This window comes from Bacillus sp. AK128 (genome assembly GCF_053903075.1).
Window position 1 is genome coordinate 2923319 of sequence record NZ_CP096379.1, and the last position, 22671, is coordinate 2945989.

23 protein-coding genes and 1 other annotated feature are annotated in these 22671 nt (G+C 36.2%); all 23 genes read right to left on the minus strand.

Annotation, left to right across the window (positions count from 1 at the left end; genetic code table 11):
- Positions 1 to 103 precede the first annotated feature (103 nt).
- Positions 104 to 352: a binding site (T-box leader), on the minus strand.
- A gap of 63 nt (positions 353 to 415) precedes the next feature.
- Positions 416 to 925 (minus strand): DivIVA domain-containing protein, encoded by a 510-nt coding sequence (locus M1D60_RS14595; protein ID WP_456275567.1) that lies wholly within the window; start codon positions 923 to 925, stop codon positions 416 to 418.
- An 89-nt stretch (positions 926 to 1014) separates the two neighbouring features.
- Positions 1015 to 1788: a YlmH family RNA-binding protein gene (locus M1D60_RS14600; RefSeq protein WP_456275568.1), complete on the minus strand. Its 774-nt coding sequence runs from the start codon at positions 1786 to 1788 to the stop codon at positions 1015 to 1017.
- 134 nt (positions 1789 to 1922) lie between these two features.
- Positions 1923 to 2192 (minus strand): YggT family protein, encoded by a 270-nt coding sequence (locus tag M1D60_RS14605; protein ID WP_456275569.1) that lies wholly within the window; start codon positions 2190 to 2192, stop codon positions 1923 to 1925.
- A 1-nt stretch (position 2193) separates the two neighbouring features.
- Complete coding sequence (locus M1D60_RS14610) at positions 2194 to 2643, minus strand: cell division protein SepF (protein WP_456275570.1); 450 nt, start codon at positions 2641 to 2643, stop codon at positions 2194 to 2196.
- Positions 2644 to 2707: 64 nt separating this feature from the next.
- On the minus strand, positions 2708 to 3376 hold the full coding sequence (locus M1D60_RS14615) for a YggS family pyridoxal phosphate-dependent enzyme (protein ID WP_456275571.1): 669 nt from the start codon (positions 3374 to 3376) through the stop codon (positions 2708 to 2710).
- Positions 3377 to 3383: 7 nt separating this feature from the next.
- Complete coding sequence (gene pgeF / locus M1D60_RS14620) at positions 3384 to 4205, minus strand: peptidoglycan editing factor PgeF (RefSeq protein WP_456275572.1); 822 nt, start codon at positions 4203 to 4205, stop codon at positions 3384 to 3386.
- A gap of 189 nt (positions 4206 to 4394) precedes the next feature.
- Positions 4395 to 4667 (minus strand): YlmC/YmxH family sporulation protein, encoded by a 273-nt coding sequence (locus M1D60_RS14625; protein WP_456275573.1) that lies wholly within the window; start codon positions 4665 to 4667, stop codon positions 4395 to 4397.
- Positions 4668 to 4868: 201 nt separating this feature from the next.
- Positions 4869 to 5648, minus strand: a complete 780-nt coding sequence (gene sigG / locus M1D60_RS14630; RefSeq protein ID WP_456275574.1) for an RNA polymerase sporulation sigma factor SigG — start codon at positions 5646 to 5648, stop codon at positions 4869 to 4871.
- A gap of 158 nt (positions 5649 to 5806) precedes the next feature.
- Positions 5807 to 6526, minus strand: coding sequence for an RNA polymerase sporulation sigma factor SigE (gene sigE, locus M1D60_RS14635; protein WP_456275575.1), 720 nt, complete (start codon positions 6524 to 6526; stop codon positions 5807 to 5809).
- A gap of 12 nt (positions 6527 to 6538) precedes the next feature.
- Positions 6539 to 7456, minus strand: a complete 918-nt coding sequence (spoIIGA, locus tag M1D60_RS14640) for a sigma-E processing peptidase SpoIIGA (protein WP_456275576.1) — start codon at positions 7454 to 7456, stop codon at positions 6539 to 6541.
- Between the two features lie 253 nt (positions 7457 to 7709).
- The gene (gene ftsZ / locus M1D60_RS14645) at positions 7710 to 8858 is read right to left on the minus strand and encodes a cell division protein FtsZ (protein ID WP_456275577.1); all 1149 of its coding nucleotides are present in this window, start codon (positions 8856 to 8858) and stop codon (positions 7710 to 7712) included.
- 103 nt (positions 8859 to 8961) lie between these two features.
- Complete coding sequence (gene ftsA, locus M1D60_RS14650; protein WP_456275578.1) at positions 8962 to 10236, minus strand: cell division protein FtsA; 1275 nt, start codon at positions 10234 to 10236, stop codon at positions 8962 to 8964.
- 145 nt (positions 10237 to 10381) lie between these two features.
- Entirely contained in the window at positions 10382 to 10732 is a 351-nt protein-coding gene (locus M1D60_RS14655) for a small basic family protein (protein WP_163176833.1), read from the minus strand.
- 1 nt (position 10733) lies between these two features.
- Positions 10734 to 11456 carry a DUF881 domain-containing protein gene (locus M1D60_RS14660; RefSeq protein WP_456275579.1) on the minus strand — a complete coding sequence of 241 codons (723 nt, stop codon included), beginning with the start codon at positions 11454 to 11456 and terminating at the stop codon, positions 10734 to 10736.
- Positions 11457 to 11486: 30 nt separating this feature from the next.
- Positions 11487 to 12188: a DUF881 domain-containing protein gene (locus M1D60_RS14665; RefSeq protein ID WP_456275580.1), complete on the minus strand. Its 702-nt coding sequence runs from the start codon at positions 12186 to 12188 to the stop codon at positions 11487 to 11489.
- A complete protein-coding gene (locus M1D60_RS14670; RefSeq protein ID WP_456275581.1) occupies positions 12172 to 12975 on the minus strand; it encodes a cell division protein FtsQ/DivIB in 804 nt (267 codons plus the stop codon). Before M1D60_RS14670 ends, M1D60_RS14665 begins: the two co-directional genes overlap by 17 nt.
- A gap of 375 nt (positions 12976 to 13350) precedes the next feature.
- Entirely contained in the window at positions 13351 to 14259 is a 909-nt protein-coding gene (gene murB, locus M1D60_RS14675) for a UDP-N-acetylmuramate dehydrogenase (protein ID WP_456275582.1), read from the minus strand.
- Positions 14260 to 14726: 467 nt separating this feature from the next.
- Complete coding sequence (gene spoVE / locus M1D60_RS14680; RefSeq protein ID WP_456275583.1) at positions 14727 to 15830, minus strand: stage V sporulation protein E; 1104 nt, start codon at positions 15828 to 15830, stop codon at positions 14727 to 14729.
- A gap of 141 nt (positions 15831 to 15971) precedes the next feature.
- A complete protein-coding gene (gene murD / locus M1D60_RS14685; protein ID WP_456275584.1) occupies positions 15972 to 17324 on the minus strand; it encodes a UDP-N-acetylmuramoyl-L-alanine--D-glutamate ligase in 1353 nt (450 codons plus the stop codon).
- A complete protein-coding gene (gene mraY / locus M1D60_RS14690; protein ID WP_456275585.1) occupies positions 17325 to 18299 on the minus strand; it encodes a phospho-N-acetylmuramoyl-pentapeptide-transferase in 975 nt (324 codons plus the stop codon).
- Positions 18293 to 18787, minus strand: coding sequence for a hypothetical protein (locus tag M1D60_RS14695; protein ID WP_456275586.1), 495 nt, complete (start codon positions 18785 to 18787; stop codon positions 18293 to 18295). Before M1D60_RS14695 ends, mraY begins: the two co-directional genes overlap by 7 nt.
- Complete coding sequence (locus M1D60_RS14700) at positions 18781 to 20256, minus strand: UDP-N-acetylmuramoyl-L-alanyl-D-glutamate--2,6-diaminopimelate ligase (RefSeq protein ID WP_456275587.1); 1476 nt, start codon at positions 20254 to 20256, stop codon at positions 18781 to 18783. The genes M1D60_RS14695 and M1D60_RS14700 overlap by 7 nt, the downstream gene beginning before the upstream one ends.
- A 73-nt stretch (positions 20257 to 20329) precedes the next feature.
- Positions 20330 to 22276, minus strand: coding sequence for a stage V sporulation protein D (locus M1D60_RS14705; protein WP_456275588.1), 1947 nt, complete (start codon positions 22274 to 22276; stop codon positions 20330 to 20332).
- Positions 22277 to 22671 lie beyond the last annotated feature (395 nt).

Genomic DNA, 22671 nt, shown 5'->3' on the forward strand with positions numbered 1-22671 from the left:
AATGCCTAGAAATAATAGGAACTTCGTTTCAGGCGTCTACATCCAATGAGATTTAAACATAACCCATATTTTGTAAATAAACGCAAAAAAGACCTTCTATCCCAAAAGGGACGAGAAGATCTCGCGGTACCACCCTTATAGACTAAGTTAGCTCATAATTTCAAAGCTAAGCATTAATAAAAAGTCCACTCTAGCATCCGTAACGAGAATGATTCGCCATGGCCTACTTATGCTTGTTCGGCATGGAACTCCAGGGTGATCTTCATTCCTTCTTCCTGTATCGAGCTTCCACCACCCTCGACTCGCTAAAACAGCTCCATGAAGAAATTACTGTCCCTATCATAGTTAGATTGTCTATTTAATCAGACATTGTTTGTTAATGAATTATATGTAATAATCTTGAATTCGTCAAGACTTATTCGTCTGAATCCATATCAACACTTGGTGCTTTAATTTCTTTATTTAATTCCATTAGATGATCCCAATCATCATTTTCAATCAATTCTAACTGGGCTTGGATCAGCATTCTGAATCTTGTACGGAATACCTTTGATTGTTTCTTCAATTCATCAATTTCAATCGTAACTTTTCTAGCCTTTACAAGTGACTCGTTAATGATACGGTCAGCATTTTTCTCTGCTTCTTTTACAATTAGCTTTGCTTCCTTAGACGCATTTCTTTTCACTTCTTCAGCCGTTTCTTGGGCAATTAGAATAGACTTGTTTAGGGTTTCTTCTATGTTTGAAAAATGACCTACTCTTTCTTTAAGCTCAATTACCTTTTCTTCTAACTCTTTCTTTTCGCGAATCACAAGCTCATAATCCTTAATCACTTGATCCAAAAATTCGTTAACCTCATCTTCGTCATATCCACGAAACCCTCTAGAAAATTCTTTGTTATGAATATCCAATGGTGTTAAAGGCACGTTGGCCACCTCCACGTTCTCATTTATACAATTTCTTTCTTATTTCGACAATTTTGCCACTATTTCCTTCTATTCTAACAAACTTTTTGTTATTTGGCTTTACCAATTTTAATTCGAACCTTATCTCTTTTTGTTTTTCCTTCAATAGCAGTAATTTTACATCTTCCGTGCCCTCTTACAGAAAGGATATCTCCTTCCCTACATTCAAACGATGTTTCTTCAACCTGCTTGAAGTTTACCTTTACAACACCACCCTTTATCAAAGGGGTAGCTTTAGATCTTGATAAATTGTAAGCCTCGGCAACTAATACATCTAAGCGCATGGATGAAACGGTACAGAATTCTTCTTTCCATTCTTCCTTAATTTGAAGGATTTTGTCTAGTTCAATCTCTCTAAGACTTACCTTCGCACGACCAATAGACTGTAAATTCATTCTAAGAAAATCAGAAATCTCGTTAGCCACAATGATTTGAACCCGTTCACCTTCAGACAAAATATCTCCGTACTTAGCACGCTTTAATCCCATTGACATAAGTGAACCTAAAACCTGTGGATGCTCAATAGAGACAAACTTATGTGGATAATCTACTTCAAAAAGCTTAAGCTGAAAGTCAGTTTCGGTAGGCTCATAGTAATCAGGGTATAGCAGTGCACGCTGACGTTCTGAATGAAGAGAACCTCCAAAAAATTGAACAAGTACATCTTGATTATGACCTATCACATTTTTTACAATGAGCTGTTCTCTAGGATCTAAAAAATCTAATAATTTCGGGCTATAAGTTGAAGTTACCGTTTCTTTCCATTCAAATACTTGATCTATAAAAGCATGCTCTTCAGCGCGAAAATGCTGGTATATCGTCATACACTTTGCTCCTATTCTTGTTATTAATCAGTTATTAAAATTGGTTCGAACAAACCAGTAACTATAAACACAAAGAAAGGGAATCTATTTAAAGATTCCCATCCTTCAAACTATTTTTATTATTTCAGGTAACATTAAATAAGACCTAAAAATTCAAATAACGAAACAAGTCCTCGACTAGCAAAGTTCAATAAAAAGATTGCTACAATCGGGGAAATATCGATCATTCCTAGTGGAGGAATAATACGTCTAAACGGTTCTAAATAAGGTTCACAAATTCTAGCAAGGAATTGTCCGAATCCGCTTTGTTTGGCATTTGGAAACCATGAAAGTAGGATATATATAATTAAGGCATAGGAATATATATTAAGAGCATACAACAAAATTTCTAATAATGTTTGCAAATTACCACCTCTTCTCTGACATGTCTTCTTCTTGAATGTAATCTGATATGCTACCAGTGACATCTACATTATCCGGTGTACACAAGAAGATGTTTGAGCCGATTTTTTGGATATCTCCACCTATAGCATATACTGTACCACTTAAAAAATCTACAATTCTAATAGCTTGATCATGGGAGATCCGTTGAAGGTTAATGACCACCGATCTCCTATTTTTTAAATGATCTGCAATCTCTTGCGCTTCTGAATAGGTTCTTGGTTCAAATAATATCATTTTGGAAGAATTTTTCTGAACACTTTGCAAGCTTACAACATTTTGTTTTGCTGGCGGTTGGTGTTTTGCTGACCTGGACACTACCATATCTTCTTCTGGGTCTGCCTGATCATGGTCATTGTAATCATATTCTTCATCTAAGGCGAAGAAGTTTTTAAATTTAGATTTCACACTCACGTTATGATCCTCCTAAATAGTATTCCATGATAAAACAATTCATCATAAATACTTGATATATTGATTATTCGAATAAGGAAGTACCAACTCTTATAAAAGTTGCACCTTCTTCTATCGCAATCTCAAAATCATTAGACATTCCCATCGACAACTCTCCACATTGAGCATAGTCTAGTTGTAATGCTTGTACATTATGTCTAAGCTCTCTTAACCTAACAAAACAATCTCTTATTATTAATTCATCATCAGTATTTGGCGCCATTGTCATAAGCCCTACAATCTGTATATTCTTATATTCGGCTAGTTGATTAATAAAGGGAATGACCTCTTCCGCTGATAACCCATGCTTAGACTCTTCACCTGAAGTATTTACTTGAACAAAACATTTGACAATATTCTCACACCGTTTATCCATTTCTTTTGCTAAAGAAATTCGGTCTAGTGAATGAATGTAGTCTACTTCATTTATTATATTTTTCACTTTTCGTGTTTGTAAGGACCCTATAAAGTGATAGGTTGGTTCAGTGCCTAATTCTTTTTTCTTCTCAAGTAAGCCTTCGTCTCTATTTTCACCAATATGTAATATACCTGCTTGCATTGCTTCATTAGCTTGTTCTAGTGTCACATATTTCGTAACAGCAATTAACTGGATCTCATCGGGGTTGCGATTTACTTTTAAACAAGCTTTATGTATCCGTTGTTGAATGGTAGCTAGATTCTCTTTAACAGTCAAAAGTTCTTCAGACCTCCTTATATCCGATAAAACTCATCATTCTTCCTGTCTTTCCAGAATCCCTTCGGTGAGAGAAAAACAATTGCTCCTCACAGGATGTACATCTCAAGGAAAGTTGGATTTTGTCTTCCAATACCCCTGCTTTTAATAGTAATAGCTTATTTAGATTGGATAAATCTAGTGAATATTGACCTTTTGAAATCTCTTTATATGGTAAGGGATCACCACTTGTAAGAGTTTTTTTCACCTCATGAATGACACGATCATCCACTATATAGCAGCATTGATGGATAGAAGGTCCAATCGCAACTTGGATTTCTTCAACTGCCACTCCCTCATCTTCAACCCAGCACTTTATCATTCTATTGGCTATTTCTTTCACTGTTCCCTTCCAACCGGCATGTGCCAGTCCAATCAACCCTTTTTCAGGTGCATGAAAATAGAGAGGCACACAATCAGCATAAACAGAGGTTATCAAAAGATTAGGTTCATTTGTATATACACCATCCGTATTCGGAATTCCTTCTTCATATGCGTATATACCTTTTCCTATGTCTGCTTTTGTTACCTTCTTAATATGATGGTCATGAACCTGCTCAGAACATACCCAGGCTGTTAAAGGAAATTGTAATATCTCTGAAAGCCTTTGTCTATTTTGTAAAACACTTTCCTTTAAATCATTGACATGTAAACCTAAATTAAACGTAGAAAATGGTTTATTACTGTAACCCCCATTTTTTGTTGTAAAGCCAACCGTTAAGTGAGGAAACTCTTTATGCCAATTTGGTATAGTTAAGAATTCATTTTGTACTAGTTGGAAAGGCTCCATTTTTAAGCCTCCTTTAGTAGGAATACTCAATTGTATAAAAGGAAATTATCCCTTCGACACTATTCTATCACAAATGACGAAAAAGAGGGTATTTCAATTTATAACTTAAGTTCTAACTTAACACTGTTATAGGATAGATTGTTGCTTTTCGTAAAAATGCTAGGCTGTAGTTTTAGAAAAGAACCTACCTTAATTTACTGAGTCGTTATTATACTCTTCCCCTCCTGCTTGATAAAAACGAACTAAAATTACATCTGCACCAATTTTAACAATATTCCGCCATGGAATAATGACTTCTTCACCTCTTCCAAAAAAACCTAACATTCTAGTGCCTGAAGAAATAACAATGGCATCAATTTTACCTGTCGTTGTATTAATTTCTAAATCATCAATATTTCCTAATTTTTTTCCGTCAGCAACATTTACAACATCTTTGACTTGGAATTCAGATATTTTAACCATTCTGTTCATCCTCTCTATAGGAAGCGAATATATATATCTATAAAGAATTATTACATCAAAAGGCTACTTAAAAAAAGAAACAAAAGTAACTACACTCTATAGTCATATATATGTAATGAGGAAACATAATCATTCTTAAAACAAATAAAAAAGCGGAATAGCTTAAAAAACACATGAAAAAGAACCGTCAAAATGACAGTTCTATGATTGTATATTTTTATTCATTTGTCTAATTGCTGCTTTTTCTAATCTTGAAACTTGAGCTTGAGAGATTCCAATTTCTTCGGCAACCTCCATTTGGGTTTTACCTTGGAAAAATCGTTTTCTAAGTATTAGTTTTTCACGTTCATTTAAACGTCTCATACCCTCTTTTAGTGCAATTTCCTCGATCCATTGAATATCTTTGTTCTTGTCATCGCTTAACTGATCCATTACGTAAATTGGGTCTCCACCATCGTTATAAATCGGTTCAAAAAGTGATACAGGATCTTGAATTGCATCAAGGGCAAATACAATCTCCTCATGAGGAACATCCAATTCCTTAGCAATTTCTGCTGCAGTTGGCTCTCTTGATGTCTCACTCATCAATCGTTCTCTAACTTGTAAAGCTTTGTAAGCAATATCACGTAAAGACCTGGACACTCGAATGGGGTTATTGTCTCGTAAGTAACGTCTAATCTCTCCGATTATCATCGGTACAGCATATGTCGAAAATTTTACATTTTGACTTAAATCAAAGTTGTCGATTGATTTCATTAATCCAATGCAACCAACCTGAAATAAATCATCAACATATTCTCCTCTATTATTAAACCGCTGGATGACGCTTAGTACAAGACGTAAATTCCCATTTACAAGTTTTTCTCTTGCCCAGATTTCGCCACTTTGCATTTTCTTAAATAGCTCTCTCATCTCATCATTTTTAAGTACGGGAAGTTTAGAAGTGTCCACACCGCATATTTCTACTTTATTTCGAGTCAATTCTTTCCCTCCTAACGGGAGCTGCTGTACAAAGTAAAGTATCTCCTTTGAAGGGAAATTTATGCACTTCCTACAAAGACTGATTGACTCAAAAAGGTGTAAAAACTTATTTAAACCTTGATATTACTTACTCTTTGTCCACGAAAATTTTTTTCTTTTTAGACCATTTTATTAAACTCTTTCCTTAATCGTTTAATAATTCTTTTTTCTAGTCTAGAAATGTAGGATTGTGATATTCCTAACATGTCAGCAACATCTTTTTGGGTTTTCTCTTCCCCACCTATTAGACCAAAACGAAGTTCCATTATTTGCTTCTCCCGATCATTTAATTGATGGAGTGCCTTAATTAGTAATTTTTTTTCAACATTTGCCTCAAGATCTTTTGTAATAATATCCTCTTCTGTTCCCAGTACATCTGATAATAAAAGCTCATTTCCATCCCAATCAATATTTAATGGTTCATCAAAAGACACTTCAGAACGAATCTTATTATTTCTTCTTAAATACATAAGAATTTCATTTTCGATACAGCGTGATGCATATGTAGCTAATTTAATTTTCTTCTCTGGGTTAAATGTATTAACCGCCTTTATTAATCCTATTGTTCCAATACTAATTAAGTCTTCTATATTAATTCCCGTATTTTCGAATTTGCGCGCAATATACACAACTAGTCTTAAATTACGTTCAATTAGAATCGCTCTTGTTGCTTTGTCACCCTGGGGAAGTTTTTGTAAAAGAACTTCCTCTTCTTCCTTTGATAAAGGGGGAGGCAATGCTTCACTTCCACCAATATAGTAGATCTCGTCTGTTTTGAGGCCTAGTTTTATAAGAACTTTATACCACCAAATTGTTAATTTCATTTTCAAATGTCGCATGAAACTCCTCCTTTATGCAGATTGTATTGAAGATTGCAATAACATCTTAGGATGTATAATACAATCAAATTCGTCATCAGATGATAATGTGGAGTGACTAATCCCAATCAACACCTTTTTCACATTAACAACTTCTTCATTTTGAACAATTGTCACAAGATCTGGCTTTATTGCTACTAAGAATTCATTTTGTTGTCCAACACCACGATATGGAACAATCCTTAATCGGGAGTCCCATCTATGAGTGGATTCCACCGTTGAAAAGGAATCTAAACCTTCGGATTTTTCAATTATTTCTGCAGGTAAAAAACCCCCTACCTTTAATACATCGACAATCATGACTGGAGACTTCGTAATAGGATCGGACAATTGATTTCCACTATCGACAAGTCCCCTTAGCGAAATTGTTTGTTCTTCTATAGTAATGGAGACATTCACCAATTGTTCATATTGGATTTTCTTTACCTCCATGTCTTCTAATCTAGTTTTTGAGAAGTACCACAGAATAGGAAAGCCTAACAGGACAAAGGACCAACTTATTGGACTACCAAAGCCTGTTGATTTTGTTGCAACCATACCATCAAAAATCACCATTTCAGTACTTAGAAAATAATGAACTCCTAGCATACCTCCTCCCATTATGAATGTTGAAAAATAAAAAGTTAATAACGCCTGGAAAAAATAACGAAAACGCTTAAAGCCAAAAGTAGTTAACACCATAACAATCGAAAAGAGTAACTTGACTATCGGATGGCTCATGATTGCAAAATAAGGTGTTATAAGAAAGAGCACAATAGACGAGCCGATTAGTGCACCACATAATAAACGTATTTTATTAATTCTACGCTTAAGAATGATAGCCGTTAACAGCAACAATGATGCGTCAATACAGAAGTTTAATAACCATATCGCATCTAAATAAACTGTCAAGCTAGCACAACCTTTGCAATAATCTATGAAACAGAATCTTTCATTCTATTCCCTTTGTAAAAACTAGTATATATTCATTCTAGTTGGAAGTCTGTCAGTTTATGCCGATAAGAGTGCATAAATTTTAGGATATTTCTTCATATTTTGTCAAAATAAAATCAATGGCGTTTGGATTATAACTTTATAGGGGAATGGAATATTGAACAACAAAAAAACCAGACATTTTACATATGCCTGGTTTTTAGTAAGACTATTATCTACGACGATTTCGATTTCTTAAAAACGTCGGGATGTCCAAGGTATCTTCACCATTATTATTATTATTATTATTATTATTATTGGCTGATACTTCTTCACGCTTTACTTCACGTTTTACTCCTGGTGTTGGAGCTGCCTGCTGCTGCTTTATAGGCTGTATTGAAGGACGTGTAGATCTTGGTTCACTTGCGTGATCATTGAACCCAGTTGCAATTACTGTAACAATGATTTCATCCTTTAAGTTATCATTGATCACTGATCCAAAAATCATATTTACTTCTTGATCAGAAGCAGAAGCCACTATATCAGCTGCCTCTTGTACCTCATAAAGGCTTAAGTTTGATCCACCGGTAATATTCATTAATACACCTTGAGCTCCATCTATAGAAGTTTCTAGTAATGGACTGGAGATGGCACGCTTAGCAGCTTCTGCTGCACGGTTTTCACCTGTAGAAACACCGATACCCATTAGAGCAGAACCTTTATTAGACATAATTGTTTTTACATCTGCAAAATCCAGGTTGATTAGTCCTGGAACCGCGATTAGGTCAGATATACCTTGTACACCTTGACGAAGAACATTATCCGCTTCGCGGAATGCTTCAAGCATCGGTGTATTCTTATCAACAATCTCAAGCAATCTGTCATTTGGAATAACAATTAATGTATCTACAGCTTCCTTCATCGAGTCGATTCCACCAGTTGCTTGATTAGAACGTTTTCTACCCTCAAAAGTGAATGGTCTTGTTACGACACCAACAGTTAGAGCACCAATTTCACGAGCGATTTGAGCAATTACTGGTGCAGCACCCGTACCAGTTCCTCCACCCATACCAGCTGTAACAAACACCATATCTGCACCCTTTAACACTTCTTCAAGCTGTTCTCTACTTTCCTCTGCAGCTTTTTTTCCTACCTCAGGATTTGCACCAGCACCTAATCCTCTAGTAAGCTTACCGCCAATCTGCATCTTAACTTCAGCCTTTGATAAGTTCAACGCTTGTGCATCTGTATTAACTGCAATAAAATCTACACCTTGAACACCATGTTCAATCATTCGATTTACGGCATTATTTCCGCCACCACCGACACCAATAACCTTTATCGTAGCTAATTGATCTAAATTTGTATCGAACTCCAACATAATAGGTCCTCCTAATTTACCGAATTCCTTTCCCATAATAATGGCATTAATCACCCACTTTGTGGGAAGTTGCCATAACCATCAGGGTTATTTTTCTGGTCTTTTATTCAAAGAAATATCCAAAGAATTTTTTTACTTTATTTTGAATATTTTCATCTTGCGGTTTTTGTTTTTTAACTGGCTGACTTTTTGATGCTTTCTTTTCCCCTTGTTCAATCGAAACCGTTGAACCTATTTTCTTGCCTTGTAGCTTGGCATTTTTATAGGCAAATTGGATCAAGCCTACACCAGTAGTATATTGTGGTTCCCTAACACCAATATAGTCTGGAATCGCAATACGAACATTACTTCTCATTACTAGTTGCGCAAGCTCTAATACACCAGGCATCGTAACGACACCTCCAGTTAGGACAAACCCACCTGGTAATTCTCTAATCCCCATTTTCCTTAGCTCTTGTTGGACTAGTTCAAAAATCTCTTCAAGCCTTGCTTCAATAATATCAGAAATTTCTAGTTGGCTAAATTGTTGATGTTGATCACTACCAATAATCGGTACACTAAATACTTCATCTTCAGATGCATGATCATAAAAGCCGTGTCCGTGCTTCACTTTTATTTTCTCGGCATCCTCCGTTGAAGTACGTAAACCAATTGATAAATCCTTGGTAATATGTTCTCCTCCAACTGGAATTACAGTCGTTGAACGTAATATTCCTTGTTCAAATATGGAGACATTTGTAGAGCCACCACCAATATCAATAAGTGCTACTCCTAAGTTCTTCTCATCCTTTGATAAGGCAATAGAACCTGCAGCTAAGGACTGTAAACATATATCCGTAATTTCTAGGCCGGCACGTTCAACACAGCGCAATAAATTATGTAATACCGTTTTTGAGCCAGTAATAATTGTACCTTCCATCTCTAGTCGGACACCAATCATCCCACGGGGATCATTAATTTCATCTAAACCATCTACGATAAATTGGCGTGGAATTACATCAATGATTTCCCTTTCAGGTGGAATTGATACAACTTGAGCTGCATCAATCACTCGAAGAATATCTTCATTTGTAATTTCACGATTATCGCTAGATACTGCAACTACGCCATGACAAGATTGAAGCTGAATGTGATTACCAGCAACTCCTACCACCACTCGATTAATTGAAACTCCAACCATCCGTTCAGCTTGTTCAATGGCCTTTTTTATAGAATGAACGGTTGCATCTATATCAACAATTGTACCTTTTCGTAATCCTTCTGATTTTACATTACCCACACCTATTATGTTAAGGTTATCATTTAACATTTCTCCAATGATTACCTTTACATTGGATGTACCGATGTCAAGACTCACAAAGATTTCATTGTTGTTCATTCTTTGGCACCTCCTTTATGATCTCACACTCTATTTTTTTACTATTACGGAACAACATTTTTTTAAACTACACACATAATTTTTTTATCATAAGGAGAATATTCAACAAATTCTATCTATTCCCTTTTTGAAATTATAATTTTTCTCACTTTTCTCTAGAAACTGACCATTTTGAAATGATAATTCTACGAATCACAGCAATATTTTGGAATAACCTTACTCCAAAGGCAAATACTGCAGCCAAATACAAGTCTACACCAAGATGAACACCAAGAAAAGCTAAACTTGCTGCTAAAATTATATTAAAAAAGAAACCTGATACAAACACTTTCTCATCATACAAATTTTGAAGATGAGCTCTAATCCCACCAAACAGGGTATCTAGTGATGCAAGTACAGCTATTGATAGATAATTTGAGTATTCATCTGGGACTCTTATCTCTGAAGACAACCCAAGGACGATACCGATAATTAAGCCTAAAACTGGAAGCCACATATCAAGATCCCCCCTTCTCGTTACTGACAGGCTGAGTATGTTTAAGACGAATTGGCTGATCGTAGGCAGGGATGGTCAAGTGATTAATGGGTGATGAGATGACTAGCTGTAGACCTTCAATTTCAAATTCGAATTGAATAGAGTCTGAAGCAATCATTCTGTTATACAGCCTTTGCGGATCATCAGCTAACACCTTAACTTCAATTGGAACACGAGGTAAACGGAAATTGTTAATAGTTGTAAATCCATTCACATCCCTTATGGCAGATGTATTGATGTAACGCTGATTAGCAATTGATATATGAGTAGCCCCATTAATGTTTAATTCATTGATTAGTCGTCTGAGAACTTCTGCTGAGACCTGAGGCATGGCTTGTCCAACTATTGGCTCATTGAACATATTTTCTATAGTAATCGTAATTCCTTTTCCACTAATATCGGTAAGACCTGCTTCTTCTCTTAGTTCTTCAAGAGTATTTTGAAGAGCAAGTTCTTTACTTTGTTGAAACTCGGATTCATACTTTTCAATAGTCTCTTCATATTTCCTAATTTCCTGTATTAACTTAGATTGTTCTTCTAGTTCTTTATCAATCGCTTCCCTTAATTCCCATGCATCTCGTGTATCTCGTACAACTGGTTCATTTGTGGTTTGAAATTGAATGGCGAGCATTAAGCCAACTAGTAACGCGATTAGGGAAAATACATAAATACTTCTATTTCGCACGGGAACCACCTTTCATTTTACTTAGTAGATCTAATCTTGACCAAGCTTAGGCTCTAGCATAATTTCTTGTTGCTTTGCAATTTTCACATTAATGTTATCATTAACTAGTTGATCCTTTACTCCTCCGGTTATATTCAATGCAGCTTCTAAAACACTAGAATCTCCGATTGCTGTAATAACAAATGGAGCAGGATGTTGAGTACCGTCAACACTTACAACAGGACCTATACAGGATATATATGAGTCATGAAAAATCCGTTGTCCATTAATTGCAATAGCATTCGCACCAGAAATAAGTAGTTCGTTGATTACATTATGAATATGTCCTTCATGAACAATATAATTATTTACATTTGCTTCTGAAGGTACGTACGAAGCATCCTCTAAAGTGACCTGGATTCCAGGACCCTGAACTTTAACTTCGCCAACATACATCCTAAGTTTTTCAACATCTTCTACCAGATTAAATAATACTTGCTCTTGATCAGCTAAGTTTTCCTCAATCTCTCTAATTTTCGATTGTCTCTCAAATAATTCTTGTTGTAAATTTCGATTTAACTCTTCCTGCTTCACAAGTGTGTTTCGATATTCATATTCTCTTTCCCATTGACGGTTTGTTATCCCGTTGGCTTCACTATTTTCACTTTTAGTAAATTGATAGGAAAAGGAAATCATAAATCCTAAAACTATACACACAAAAGAGAGTATTAAATGATTACCCTTCACTTTCATCTTCGTTCACTTCTTCCTCTTTTTCCTGCACTTCCTCTACTTTTTCATAGGATTCAAAGTAATAAGCGACCTCCATGTGAATGATTCCCTTTAAATTCGGATCAAGTTGGTTCACAATCGCTGGATAGGCACTCATTTTTTTAGCAAAGTCAGTAATTGTCGATCTAACCTCATGACCATCATTCATAAACAATGTTATTTGGAATGGATCTGATTCCTGAGGGGTATGATGTACCTCAGAAATTGAATTAGTTATGGCTGGTGATAGCTTTGCTAGCTCTGATGCCATTTCCTGCAGTGCACTTCCAGTCTCCCAATTCATTAATAACGGAGCATCTGAATGCAAATAGGTTTCATCACTTGGTTCCAATACAAGTCCATTTTCTAAAATAGGAACAATATTACCTTCATTCATCGCGTACGCCACTCGTTTCATTTCTTCTACCGAAATTAATACAGTATTTGGAAGTGATCTCTTAATTACTACTTTTTTAATTTCTTTATTTTTCTTAATCTTTTCAATAATTAAGTCACTCTTAACACTCCAAATGCTTGTCTCATTTGACAATCCCGATAAGTTTATAATTTCCCCTTCTGAAACATGGACATTCCCATTAACCTCGATAGTTGCAATATGACTAAAAGGAGACTGGAGATAAAGTATGCCAATAATAAGAAGGAAAAATATAGAAACAGAGAAAATAAGTCTACGATTGGCTTTCTGTCTTCTTTGTTGTTTGAGCTTTGGAATCCGATCTTCTAGTGTAAGGACCTTCCCCTTCTCCATACCTTCATTCACCCATCATATTAATTTTTTCATAGACTGTTTTCGCATATTTCTTGTCTTTTTTAAACTTAATTTTACTAAATATTTAGTTCCGTTGGTTTTCGCTACAACCAACTCCGGGTTTATAAAGCTAAATCAACAATCTTTACGAAAACGCGTTTTCAAATTAGATTTTAATTTTATATGATTTTCCTCATTCAATATGTAGTTAAACTTTCAAATGATAATCTGTTAGTTGTTTTATACCGGTTCAATCAAACGTAAATAAGCTTTATAGAAAGGAATAAACGGCACGATTACCATGCCGTTTATATTATCATTAATATACGAACTCATCGTGATTAAATTATAGCATAAAAGGAGACAAATAGTGGATTATTTTCGACCAATTATTTCAACTTCTGTATGCAAATCAACATCAAATTTTTCTTTAATTACACACTGAATATGTTTAATTAGATTTAAGACATCGAACGCAGTCGCATTTTCTTTATTCACTATGAAGTTTGCATGCATATCAGATACTTGTGCACCACCAATTTGATATCCTTTTAAGCCTGCTTCTTCAATTAATTGACCTGCATAATGGGGCAAAGGATTTCTAAAGATACTACCCGCGCAAGGGAAATTCCATGGCTGAGTATCACGGCGATAATCCTTATTTTTTTGTAATTGAGCTTTAATCTCATCCTTATTTCCCTCTGTTAATTGAAGGACAGCTTTAACACATATACCAGGACGCTCCTTTTGAAGAACCGAGGTACGGTACGAAAACTTTAACTCTTCATTGGTTAGCCATTCAAATGTACCGTCTTCAAACAGGACATAGGCTTTTTCTACGATTTTAGACATATCAGAACGATGGGCTCCAGCGTTCATATAAACAGCCCCACCTAATGAACCAGGTATTCCCCCAGCAAACTCTAAACCAGCTAATCCTTTTCTTGAAAGAACGGTAGCTAGTTTAACTAGAGGATATCCTCCACCTACAGTGATTTCTGTACCATTTATCTCTAATGAATCTAATCCTTGGCTAAGTTTAATGACTACACCCTCAATCCCTTGATCAGAGACTAAAAGATTTGATCCTCTACCAATCGCTCTCCATTTAAGGCCTCGTTCATTAATAAGCTTGATCGTATATTCCAACCCCTCTATTGAAGAAGGTTCTACAAATAAATCTGCAGGACCTCCGATCTTCATCGTGGTGTGATTAGCCAATGCTTCCCCTAAAGCTACCTTTCCGACATTTCCTTCTAAAAGTAGGTTCGCTAATTTTTCCATGTTGACCTCCTAACAAGAACTAAATTATTCCTCATTGTATTTTCTATATCGTATGCAATTGAATAGGCAAGAGTCATAGTCAATTTATAATTGAACTTAAAACAACTTATATCCCAGATTTTTAAAATTCTACAAGCAATAAAAAATAGGTTGAATTTTATTTAGGAAAATTTATTTTACCATTACACTTATTAAATTGTCTGTTTTTCAAAGCTCTTTTCTAAAATATTATTGATTTTGGGACATTTTAGTTGAGTACACACCCAGTTTTATAGGCAAGGTGAGTATTATTTTTTTATTACCTCTTTTACTTTATCACAGTCTATTTCACCAGTTATATAAATACCTATAAAAATTCCTTTTACAAAATCTTTTAATATCCTCATACTATAGTGTTTTGTTCGACTAGATATTTCATCTTTTAAATAGGTAAAACCCTGTTCAATAAAAACAGGGCTTTACCACTTTTAATATCTCGCATATCTACTAATATTTAACAAAACTCCTACGGCCATAAGCATAAGGGTTAACGACGAGCCTCCATAGCTTAAGAAAGGTAAGGTAATTCCTGTAACAGGCATTAAACCAATTACTACTCCGATATTGATAATAACTTGGATGGCAATCATTGAGATAATCCCAATTGCTAGAAAGCTACCAAATAAATCAGGAGCACCTAATGCAATTCTTACCCCTCGCCATAATAATAAAGCAAATAACAAAATCACGAGCGAACCACCGATGAAACCTAATTCTTCTGCTAAAATCGCAAAAATAAAGTCTGTCTGTGGTTCTGGTAGATAGAAGAATTTTTGACGACTCTTACCTAACCCTAGTCCAAGTAATCCACCTGGCCCAATGGCATACAGTGACTGGATGATCTGAAACCCACTACCCAACGGGTCCTCCCATGGATCTAAAAACGAAGTGATTCGTTTTATTCTGTACGGTGCAGAAAGAATCAAGGCGACAAACCCAACCACACCTATTAAGCCGAGACCTATAAAGTGACTAATTCTTCCTCCCGCTACAAAAATCATAACCATACAAGTACCGACCATCACAGTTCCTGTTCCAAGGTCTGGCTGAAGCATAATCATACCGAAAGCAAAGAATACTAATCCCAGAGATGGGATGAGCCCTTTTCTTAAGGAGGTAATCTTCTTTTGGTTCTCAGATAAGTATTTTGCAAGAAAAGCAATCATGGCAAGCTTCATGAATTCCGATGGCTGAATAGAAAAAGCTCCTACCCCAATCCAACTTCTCGCTCCACCACGGACTAATCCGACTCCTGGTATTAATACTAATACTAATAAAATAAAACAGATAATAAGAACAACTTTAGACCATGTGCGCCATGTCCAATAGTCTATGTTCATAATAAAAAACATGGCAATAACTCCTAGTCCTGCAAATAGCAATTGACGCTTCGCAAAGAAAAAGGAATCCCCATCAAATTTATAGGTTGCCCACGCAGCACTTGCACTGTAAACCATAATCATCCCTATTGATAAAAGTAAAAGTGTAAGCACTACTAGTAAAAAATCTGGCGTTGACTTCTTTGTCGGCAAGTGGATCACCTCAGGTCCTAAAATTAAGGACATAGCCGTTTAGAATAACATAGTAGTCATCGTCATCTTTTTGAAATGATCACTACTACTATATAAGCTAAACAGAGGCCCTTCAAATTAAAACCTGAAAAGGCCAAGCCCTTACTTCAGTCTATGCACTGCCTCCACAAAAATGTCACCTCTTACTTCAAATGTTTTATATTGATCCCAGCTTGCACAAGCGGGTGATAATAAAATGACATCATTAGGGGCTGAAAGTTTGTAGGCGGCAGGCACTGCATGTTCCACATTATCGACATGTTCAATCGATTTAATCCCTACTTCTTTTGCAATTTTTATTAATTTTTCAGCAGTTTGACCAAAAGTAACGAGTGCTTTTACATGTTTTAAGTAAGGTTTAAGGTCATCAAATTCATTTCCACGATCTAATCCTCCAGCTAGAAGAATTGTCGGTTTTTCAAAGGAAGATAAAGCCTTACTTGTAGCTAGGATATTAGTTGCTTTAGAGTCGTTATAGAATAGCCGATCCTGAATCGAAGCCACATATTGTAATCGATGCTTAACACCTGTAAACGTTCTTAACACATGACAAATCGCATCATGGTCAATATTGATAAGTTTAGCAACAGAAACTGCGGCTAAGATATTTTCTAAGTTATGCTCCCCAGGTAAAGCAATCTCTTCTACCTTTAACACCTTCTCACCACAAAACTGAATAAACCCGTCTATAACAGATACTCCATTCGGCAATGCTTGCTTTGTAGAAAAGAATACCTTCTTTGCAAGAGCATTCTTCGCAAGTTGAGTCACTTCTTGGTCATCAGCATTTAGCACTAAAAAATCTTCTTCTGTCTGGTTCTTAAATATATTTGCCTTTGCCTTTCCATACTCCCGCTTCGTTCCATGATAATCTAAATGAGCTTCAAATAAATTAAGGAACACTGATATTTTCGGTCTAAATGTCTGAACTCCAAGCAATTGAAACGATGAAAGCTCAGTAACAATATATTGATCCGGTGTAGCTGATTGAACAACCTCACATGCAACTGTCCCAATATTTCCAGCTATAATTGGGTTTGTATTTCCTGCTAAAAGCATTTCATAAATAAGCGTAGTTGTTGTAGTTTTACCATTGGAACCCGTAATGCCAACAAAAGGTGCTTCTGAAATTTGATAGGCCAACTCTATTTCAGTAAGAATAGGAATATTTAATTCAGAGGCTCTCTGTACAATTGGGTTTGTATAAGGAATACCCGGGTTTTTTACAACCGCAAATATTGATGAGTCCACTATTTCTAACGGATGTTCACCGCAAATAACCCGAATCCCGAGCGTTTGCAAGGACTGGGCTGACTCATTTTCCTCTATAGGTTTGATATCGTTCACAATAACCTTAGAACCTAATTGATGCAAGAGCTTAGCTGCAGCTAAGCCACTCTTGGCTAGGCCAAGTACTAACACATGTTGATCTTTATACAATTGTAAGTTTTTCAATTACATCCACACCTCAATATATATTCCAATAACTGCAAATAGTAGTCCAACCGTCCAGAATGTGACAACAACTCTCCACTCTGACCATCCCACCAACTCATAATGATGATGAAGTGGACTCATCTTAAACACTCTCCTACCCGTTGTCTTAAATGAAATAACTTGAATAATGACAGAAAGGGTTTCAAGAACAAATACTCCACCAATTATGACTAATAGAATTTCTAGCTTTGTTAATATGGCAATAGTGGCAATAGCACCACCTAGTGCAAGTGAACCCGTGTCTCCCATAAATACCTTTGCTGGATGTGCATTAAATACAAGAAATCCTAACACCGCTCCTACTACTGCGACAGAAAAGATCGCTATATTAAACTGATCCTGACTCCATGCAAGGACAGCAAATGCACCAAACGAGATCGCGGCTGTTCCAGCCAATAATCCATCCAAGCCATCAGTTAAATTAACAGCATTAGAACCTCCGACTAGCATAAATATAAGGAAAACAATATAAAACCATCCTAAGTCAAAGGATAAATCAGTTCCAGGAATCCCAACCACAGTTGAAAAGTCATACTGAATAAAAACGATAAAGAATATAATAGCAATGATAATTTGACCCAATAATTTTTGCCTTGAAGTTAACCCTAAGTTTCTCTTCATAGCTACTTTAATAAAGTCATCCAAAAAGCCAAGAATTCCGAATCCAATCGTTACTAATAATAATAAAAACACTTCGATTGAGGGGGTCGAAAACTGGTACGTCATAATTAATGTCGTGATGATAATAGAGACTAAAATCATCAATCCACCCATTGTAGGTGTACCTGATTTCTTTTGATGAGATTTAGGACCTTCCTCCCTAATGCTTTGACCAAATTTCAGCCTTCTTAAAAAAGGGATGAAAATTGGAGAAAGAAGAACAGATATAAGAAAAGCGACAATAATCGTAATTAAAATTACTTGTTCTACCATTGCTCCTCTCCTCCTTCCTTTTGAATAATTAACGCTGAGTTTATTGATTCTATTCTTTTTGTGAGCTCTTCTAATTTGTCTCTTACAGAATTAGCATATGACATATTATCATCTATATGTTTAATCGTCACCGAAAATGAGAATTTGGTATCCACGCTACTGCTTCCTTTCAACTTATATGACTGAATATAGTTATTTACCACTACTTCTATGGTTTCTAGAGGATTATCAACAAGAAAAACCGGAAAGTGAGTGGGAAGAAAGGCAGGCATTTCATCTTCTTTTCTCCAAAAAGTTGCGATTGCCCCTTGATATAAAGCTTGTTTTAAATTCTCGGTATTTTCCTCGCTATTTAATGATAATGGGAGATAAAGTCCCTTAGATACAGGTAATTCAGGATTAGAATAGACTACATTAAAGACGACATCATCAAGCTGTAGTCCTCTTTGGAGTGGACAGTCCTTTAACACATCAGCCAAAGTTAACATTCTTCTAATCTCTCCTTTATCAACCGCTTCGCCACTTCTCTATCATCAAAATCAAACACTTCAGTCCCTATTTGCTGATAAGTTTCATGGCCTTTCCCTGCTATTAAAATAACATCACCTTTTATAGCTTTATTTATAGCAAAGCCAATTGCTTTTGCTCGGTCGACAATCGTTTGGTAGCTTCCTTCTTCTACTCCAGCTTCCATATCTGATAAGATTTGTACAGGGTCTTCAGATCTAGGATTATCCGAGGTGAAAATAGCAACATCTGAATGCCTAGTAGCAATCTCAGCCATAATTGGTCGTTTTGTTTTGTCACGATCGCCTCCGCAACCAACTATTGTATAGACAGATCCTTTAGCAAATTCTTTAACTGTTTTAATAGCATTTTCTAGGCTATCTGGAGTATGTGCATAATCTACAACGACAGTAAACTCCTGACCAGCCTGTACAAGTTCAAACCTTCCCTGAACTCCTTCTAGCTTTTCTAGAGTTTTCAAAATAGTGTCCATCGGGATATTCGCCGCGATACCAGTAGCAACGGCTGCTAACACATTATAAACATTAAACATACCAACCAATTGAATGTTTACTGGGTAGCTGTTTTCCCCTACTGTTAAGCTGAAATGAGTACCTGTGTGTGTCATGCGAATTTGTTTTGCCATGATATTACTTGGTGTGGTTATCCCATAAGTAATGACTTGTGCGGCTGTACTTCTTTTGTATTCATCCGCTGCCTCATCATCAGCATTTAGAATGGCATACTTTCTTTTAGAAGGAGAAAAAGAATTACCTAATTGAGCAAACAACAATCCCTTAACACGACGATATTCAGTCATTGAACCATGATAATCTAAATGATCCTGAGTCAAGTTTGTAAAAACTGCTATGTCAAAATCACATCCATGAACTCTTCCTAGATCAAGAGCATGAGAGGATACCTCCATGATGGCCGTATCTACATGAGCCTGATTCATTTTTAAGAAGGTTTTTTGCAAGGTAAGTGACTCCGGTGTTGTATTCTTAGCTTCAAAGACTTGATCACCTATTTTTGTATGAATCGTTCCAATTAATCCTGTCTTTTTATTAGCAGCCTGTATCATAGTATCAATCATGTGTGTGGTAGAGGTTTTACCGTTTGTTCCGGTCACTCCAATTAGCTGTAACTTCTGAGTAGGATGATCATAAAAAAAATCAGCTATTATGGCCATTGTCCGCTTTGTATCAGGAACAATTGCAACCGGTACACCACTTCCTTGTATTGGTTTTTCTGCAATAATAGCAACTGCTCCTTTTTTTATTGCCTGTTCAACAAAGTCATGGCCGTCAACTGTGTAACCTTTTACACATATAAATAAACTCCCTGGCTTTACTTCTCTTGAATCCATTTCGATGGAAGAAATAGCGGGATTTTCTTCTGAATGATATGTATAGAAATGTAACTGAGATAATAATGTTTGTAAGTTCATGAAAAATCCCTCTCTTTAAATAGACATCCTTTACTATTTTACATGATGTTATATAGAAAAAGAAACCATGGATTTACTCCACAGTTTCTTCTTTCTTTTTGTCGGAGTTACCCAGTAAGGCTCGTATAGTTGCACCTTCTTCTACCTTTGTTCCACTAGGAGGTGATTGTTGTATAATAACATCTCCTTCACCCTCTAGGTCAAGCTTAAAATTATAATATTGCTGAGCGATTTCCTGTTTCGTTAACCCAAGTAAATTAGGTACCTCTACCATCACTGGATCCAAATAAGGTCTCGCCTCTTTTTCTATTTGCTCTTCTCTAGGCTCAACTCCCATTGCACGGAGACTATCTCCGATAATGCTTCCAACGATAGGAGCTGCAACGACCCCACCAAACTGCACCGTCCCTTTTGGATTATCTACAGCTACATAGATGACAATTTGTGGATCATCTGCTGGTGCAAAGCCTATAAATGAGACGATATGATTATTTTCCATATATCTGCCGTCCTTCACCTTCTGAGCAGTTCCGGTCTTTCCACCTACACGATACCCTTCAACAAATGCATTTTTACCTGTACCCTGAGCAACAACACTTTCAAGAGCATGCCGTACTTGCTTAGAGGTTTCTTCTGAAATAACACGTCTCTTCAGCTCTGGAGTGTTCCTACTCACAACCTCACCTGTGGCAGGGTCTGTAAACTCCTTTGCAATATAAGGTGTATAAAGATTACCACCATTAACAGCTGCTGCAACTGCTGCAACCTGTTGGATAGGTGTTACTGATACCCCTTGACCGAACGCCGTTGTAGCCTGTTCAACAGGACCTACACGATCAATATTAAATAAAATCCCTTTTCCTTCACCTTGTAAATCTATCCCTGTTTTTTGTCCAAATCCAAAGTCCTTAATATATTTAAATAAACGTTCTTTACCTAAACGTTCCCCAAGTTCAACAAATCCTGGGTTACAAGAGTTTTGAACCACTTCTAAAAAGGATTGGTGACCATGTCCCCCTCTTTTCCAACAATGAAGAGTAGCCCCTCCAACCTTTACAGCCCCAGAGTCATTAAACTCTTCTTTTTCTAAATCAACTTCCTTTTCCTCTAGAGCAGCCGCTAGAGTTATAATCTTAAAAGTTGATCCCGGCTCATACGTACTCCAAACTGGTAAATTCCGATTGTAAATCTCTTGTGGTACTTCTCTAAAATTCGCCGGATCAAAATTAGGTCTGCTGTCCATTCCTAATATTTCACCTGTTTTAGGATCCATTGCTATTGCAATTAAACCGTCTGGATTATATTTAGCTTCAGCAATATCAAGTTCACGATTGATAATCGTTTGAACTTTAGAATCGATCGTCAACTTAAGATTTAACCCATCTTCTGGTGGATCATAGTCAGCAGATAGGTTCTGCATTGGTTGGCCCTTTGCAGTAATATAAGGCTTAAGACTACCTTTTTCTCCTTTTAGCTCTTCATCGTAATATAACTCTAGTCCCATTAAGCCTTGATTATCAATTCCCGCAAACCCAAGCACATGAGATAAATAACTACCGTTTGGATAATGTCGTTTTGAATCCTCGGCAATATATACTCCTTTTAGACCTAGAGCTTGAATTTCTCGCGCTTTTTCATGAGAAATTTTTCTAGCTTCATTTACTTTAACAATCGATGCATTTTTCTTTATATATTCCAACATTTTTTTCTCTCCGATACCGAGAGTGGCTGCTAACGAACCGGCAGCCTCAGTTGGATTCTCAATTTGCCTTGGCATTACATATACAGTGGGGGCACTAATATTTGTCGCTAGTGGTACACCATTCCTATCTAGAATCTCACCCCGTTCTGGCTCAAAAGGAATGTTTCGGCTCCATGAGTTTTTGGCACGATCAGTTAACCAATCTCCGATCCAAAACTGAACAAATCCTAACCTCAGATCAATTATTGAAAATAGAAGAACACCTACTGTGAGGACGATAATGAGTCTCCTTCTTACCGTTACATTCGATACACGCATCCTTAAAAATCCTCCCCCTATTAGAAAACCAAAAGCGCCCTAGCTTGGCCTCATGAAAGCAATCTAAAAGAACGGAAAAAAATACATTTCACCATCCTTTGAAGCTTAGGACTCTAATAGCTAAAAGATAAAATAGTGTTTCAAAGCCATTCACAACTACTATCTACCTGAGTCTTTAAACAAGAAAGAAAGAATGACAACTCAATACAATAGATTCATAGTAGCGTTTCTAAATTTATGTAAGGCTCGTTTCATCTTATGCTTGTACCTTTTAGAATAGAACGAAGGAAGCTAACAAAGGTTTTAAGTCTTATAAGCTTGGATTCGGTGTCAACATAAGTGGAAGATGTTTTTTCCTAACAAAAAAGAGAAGCTCCCTTGTTAAGGTGCTTCTC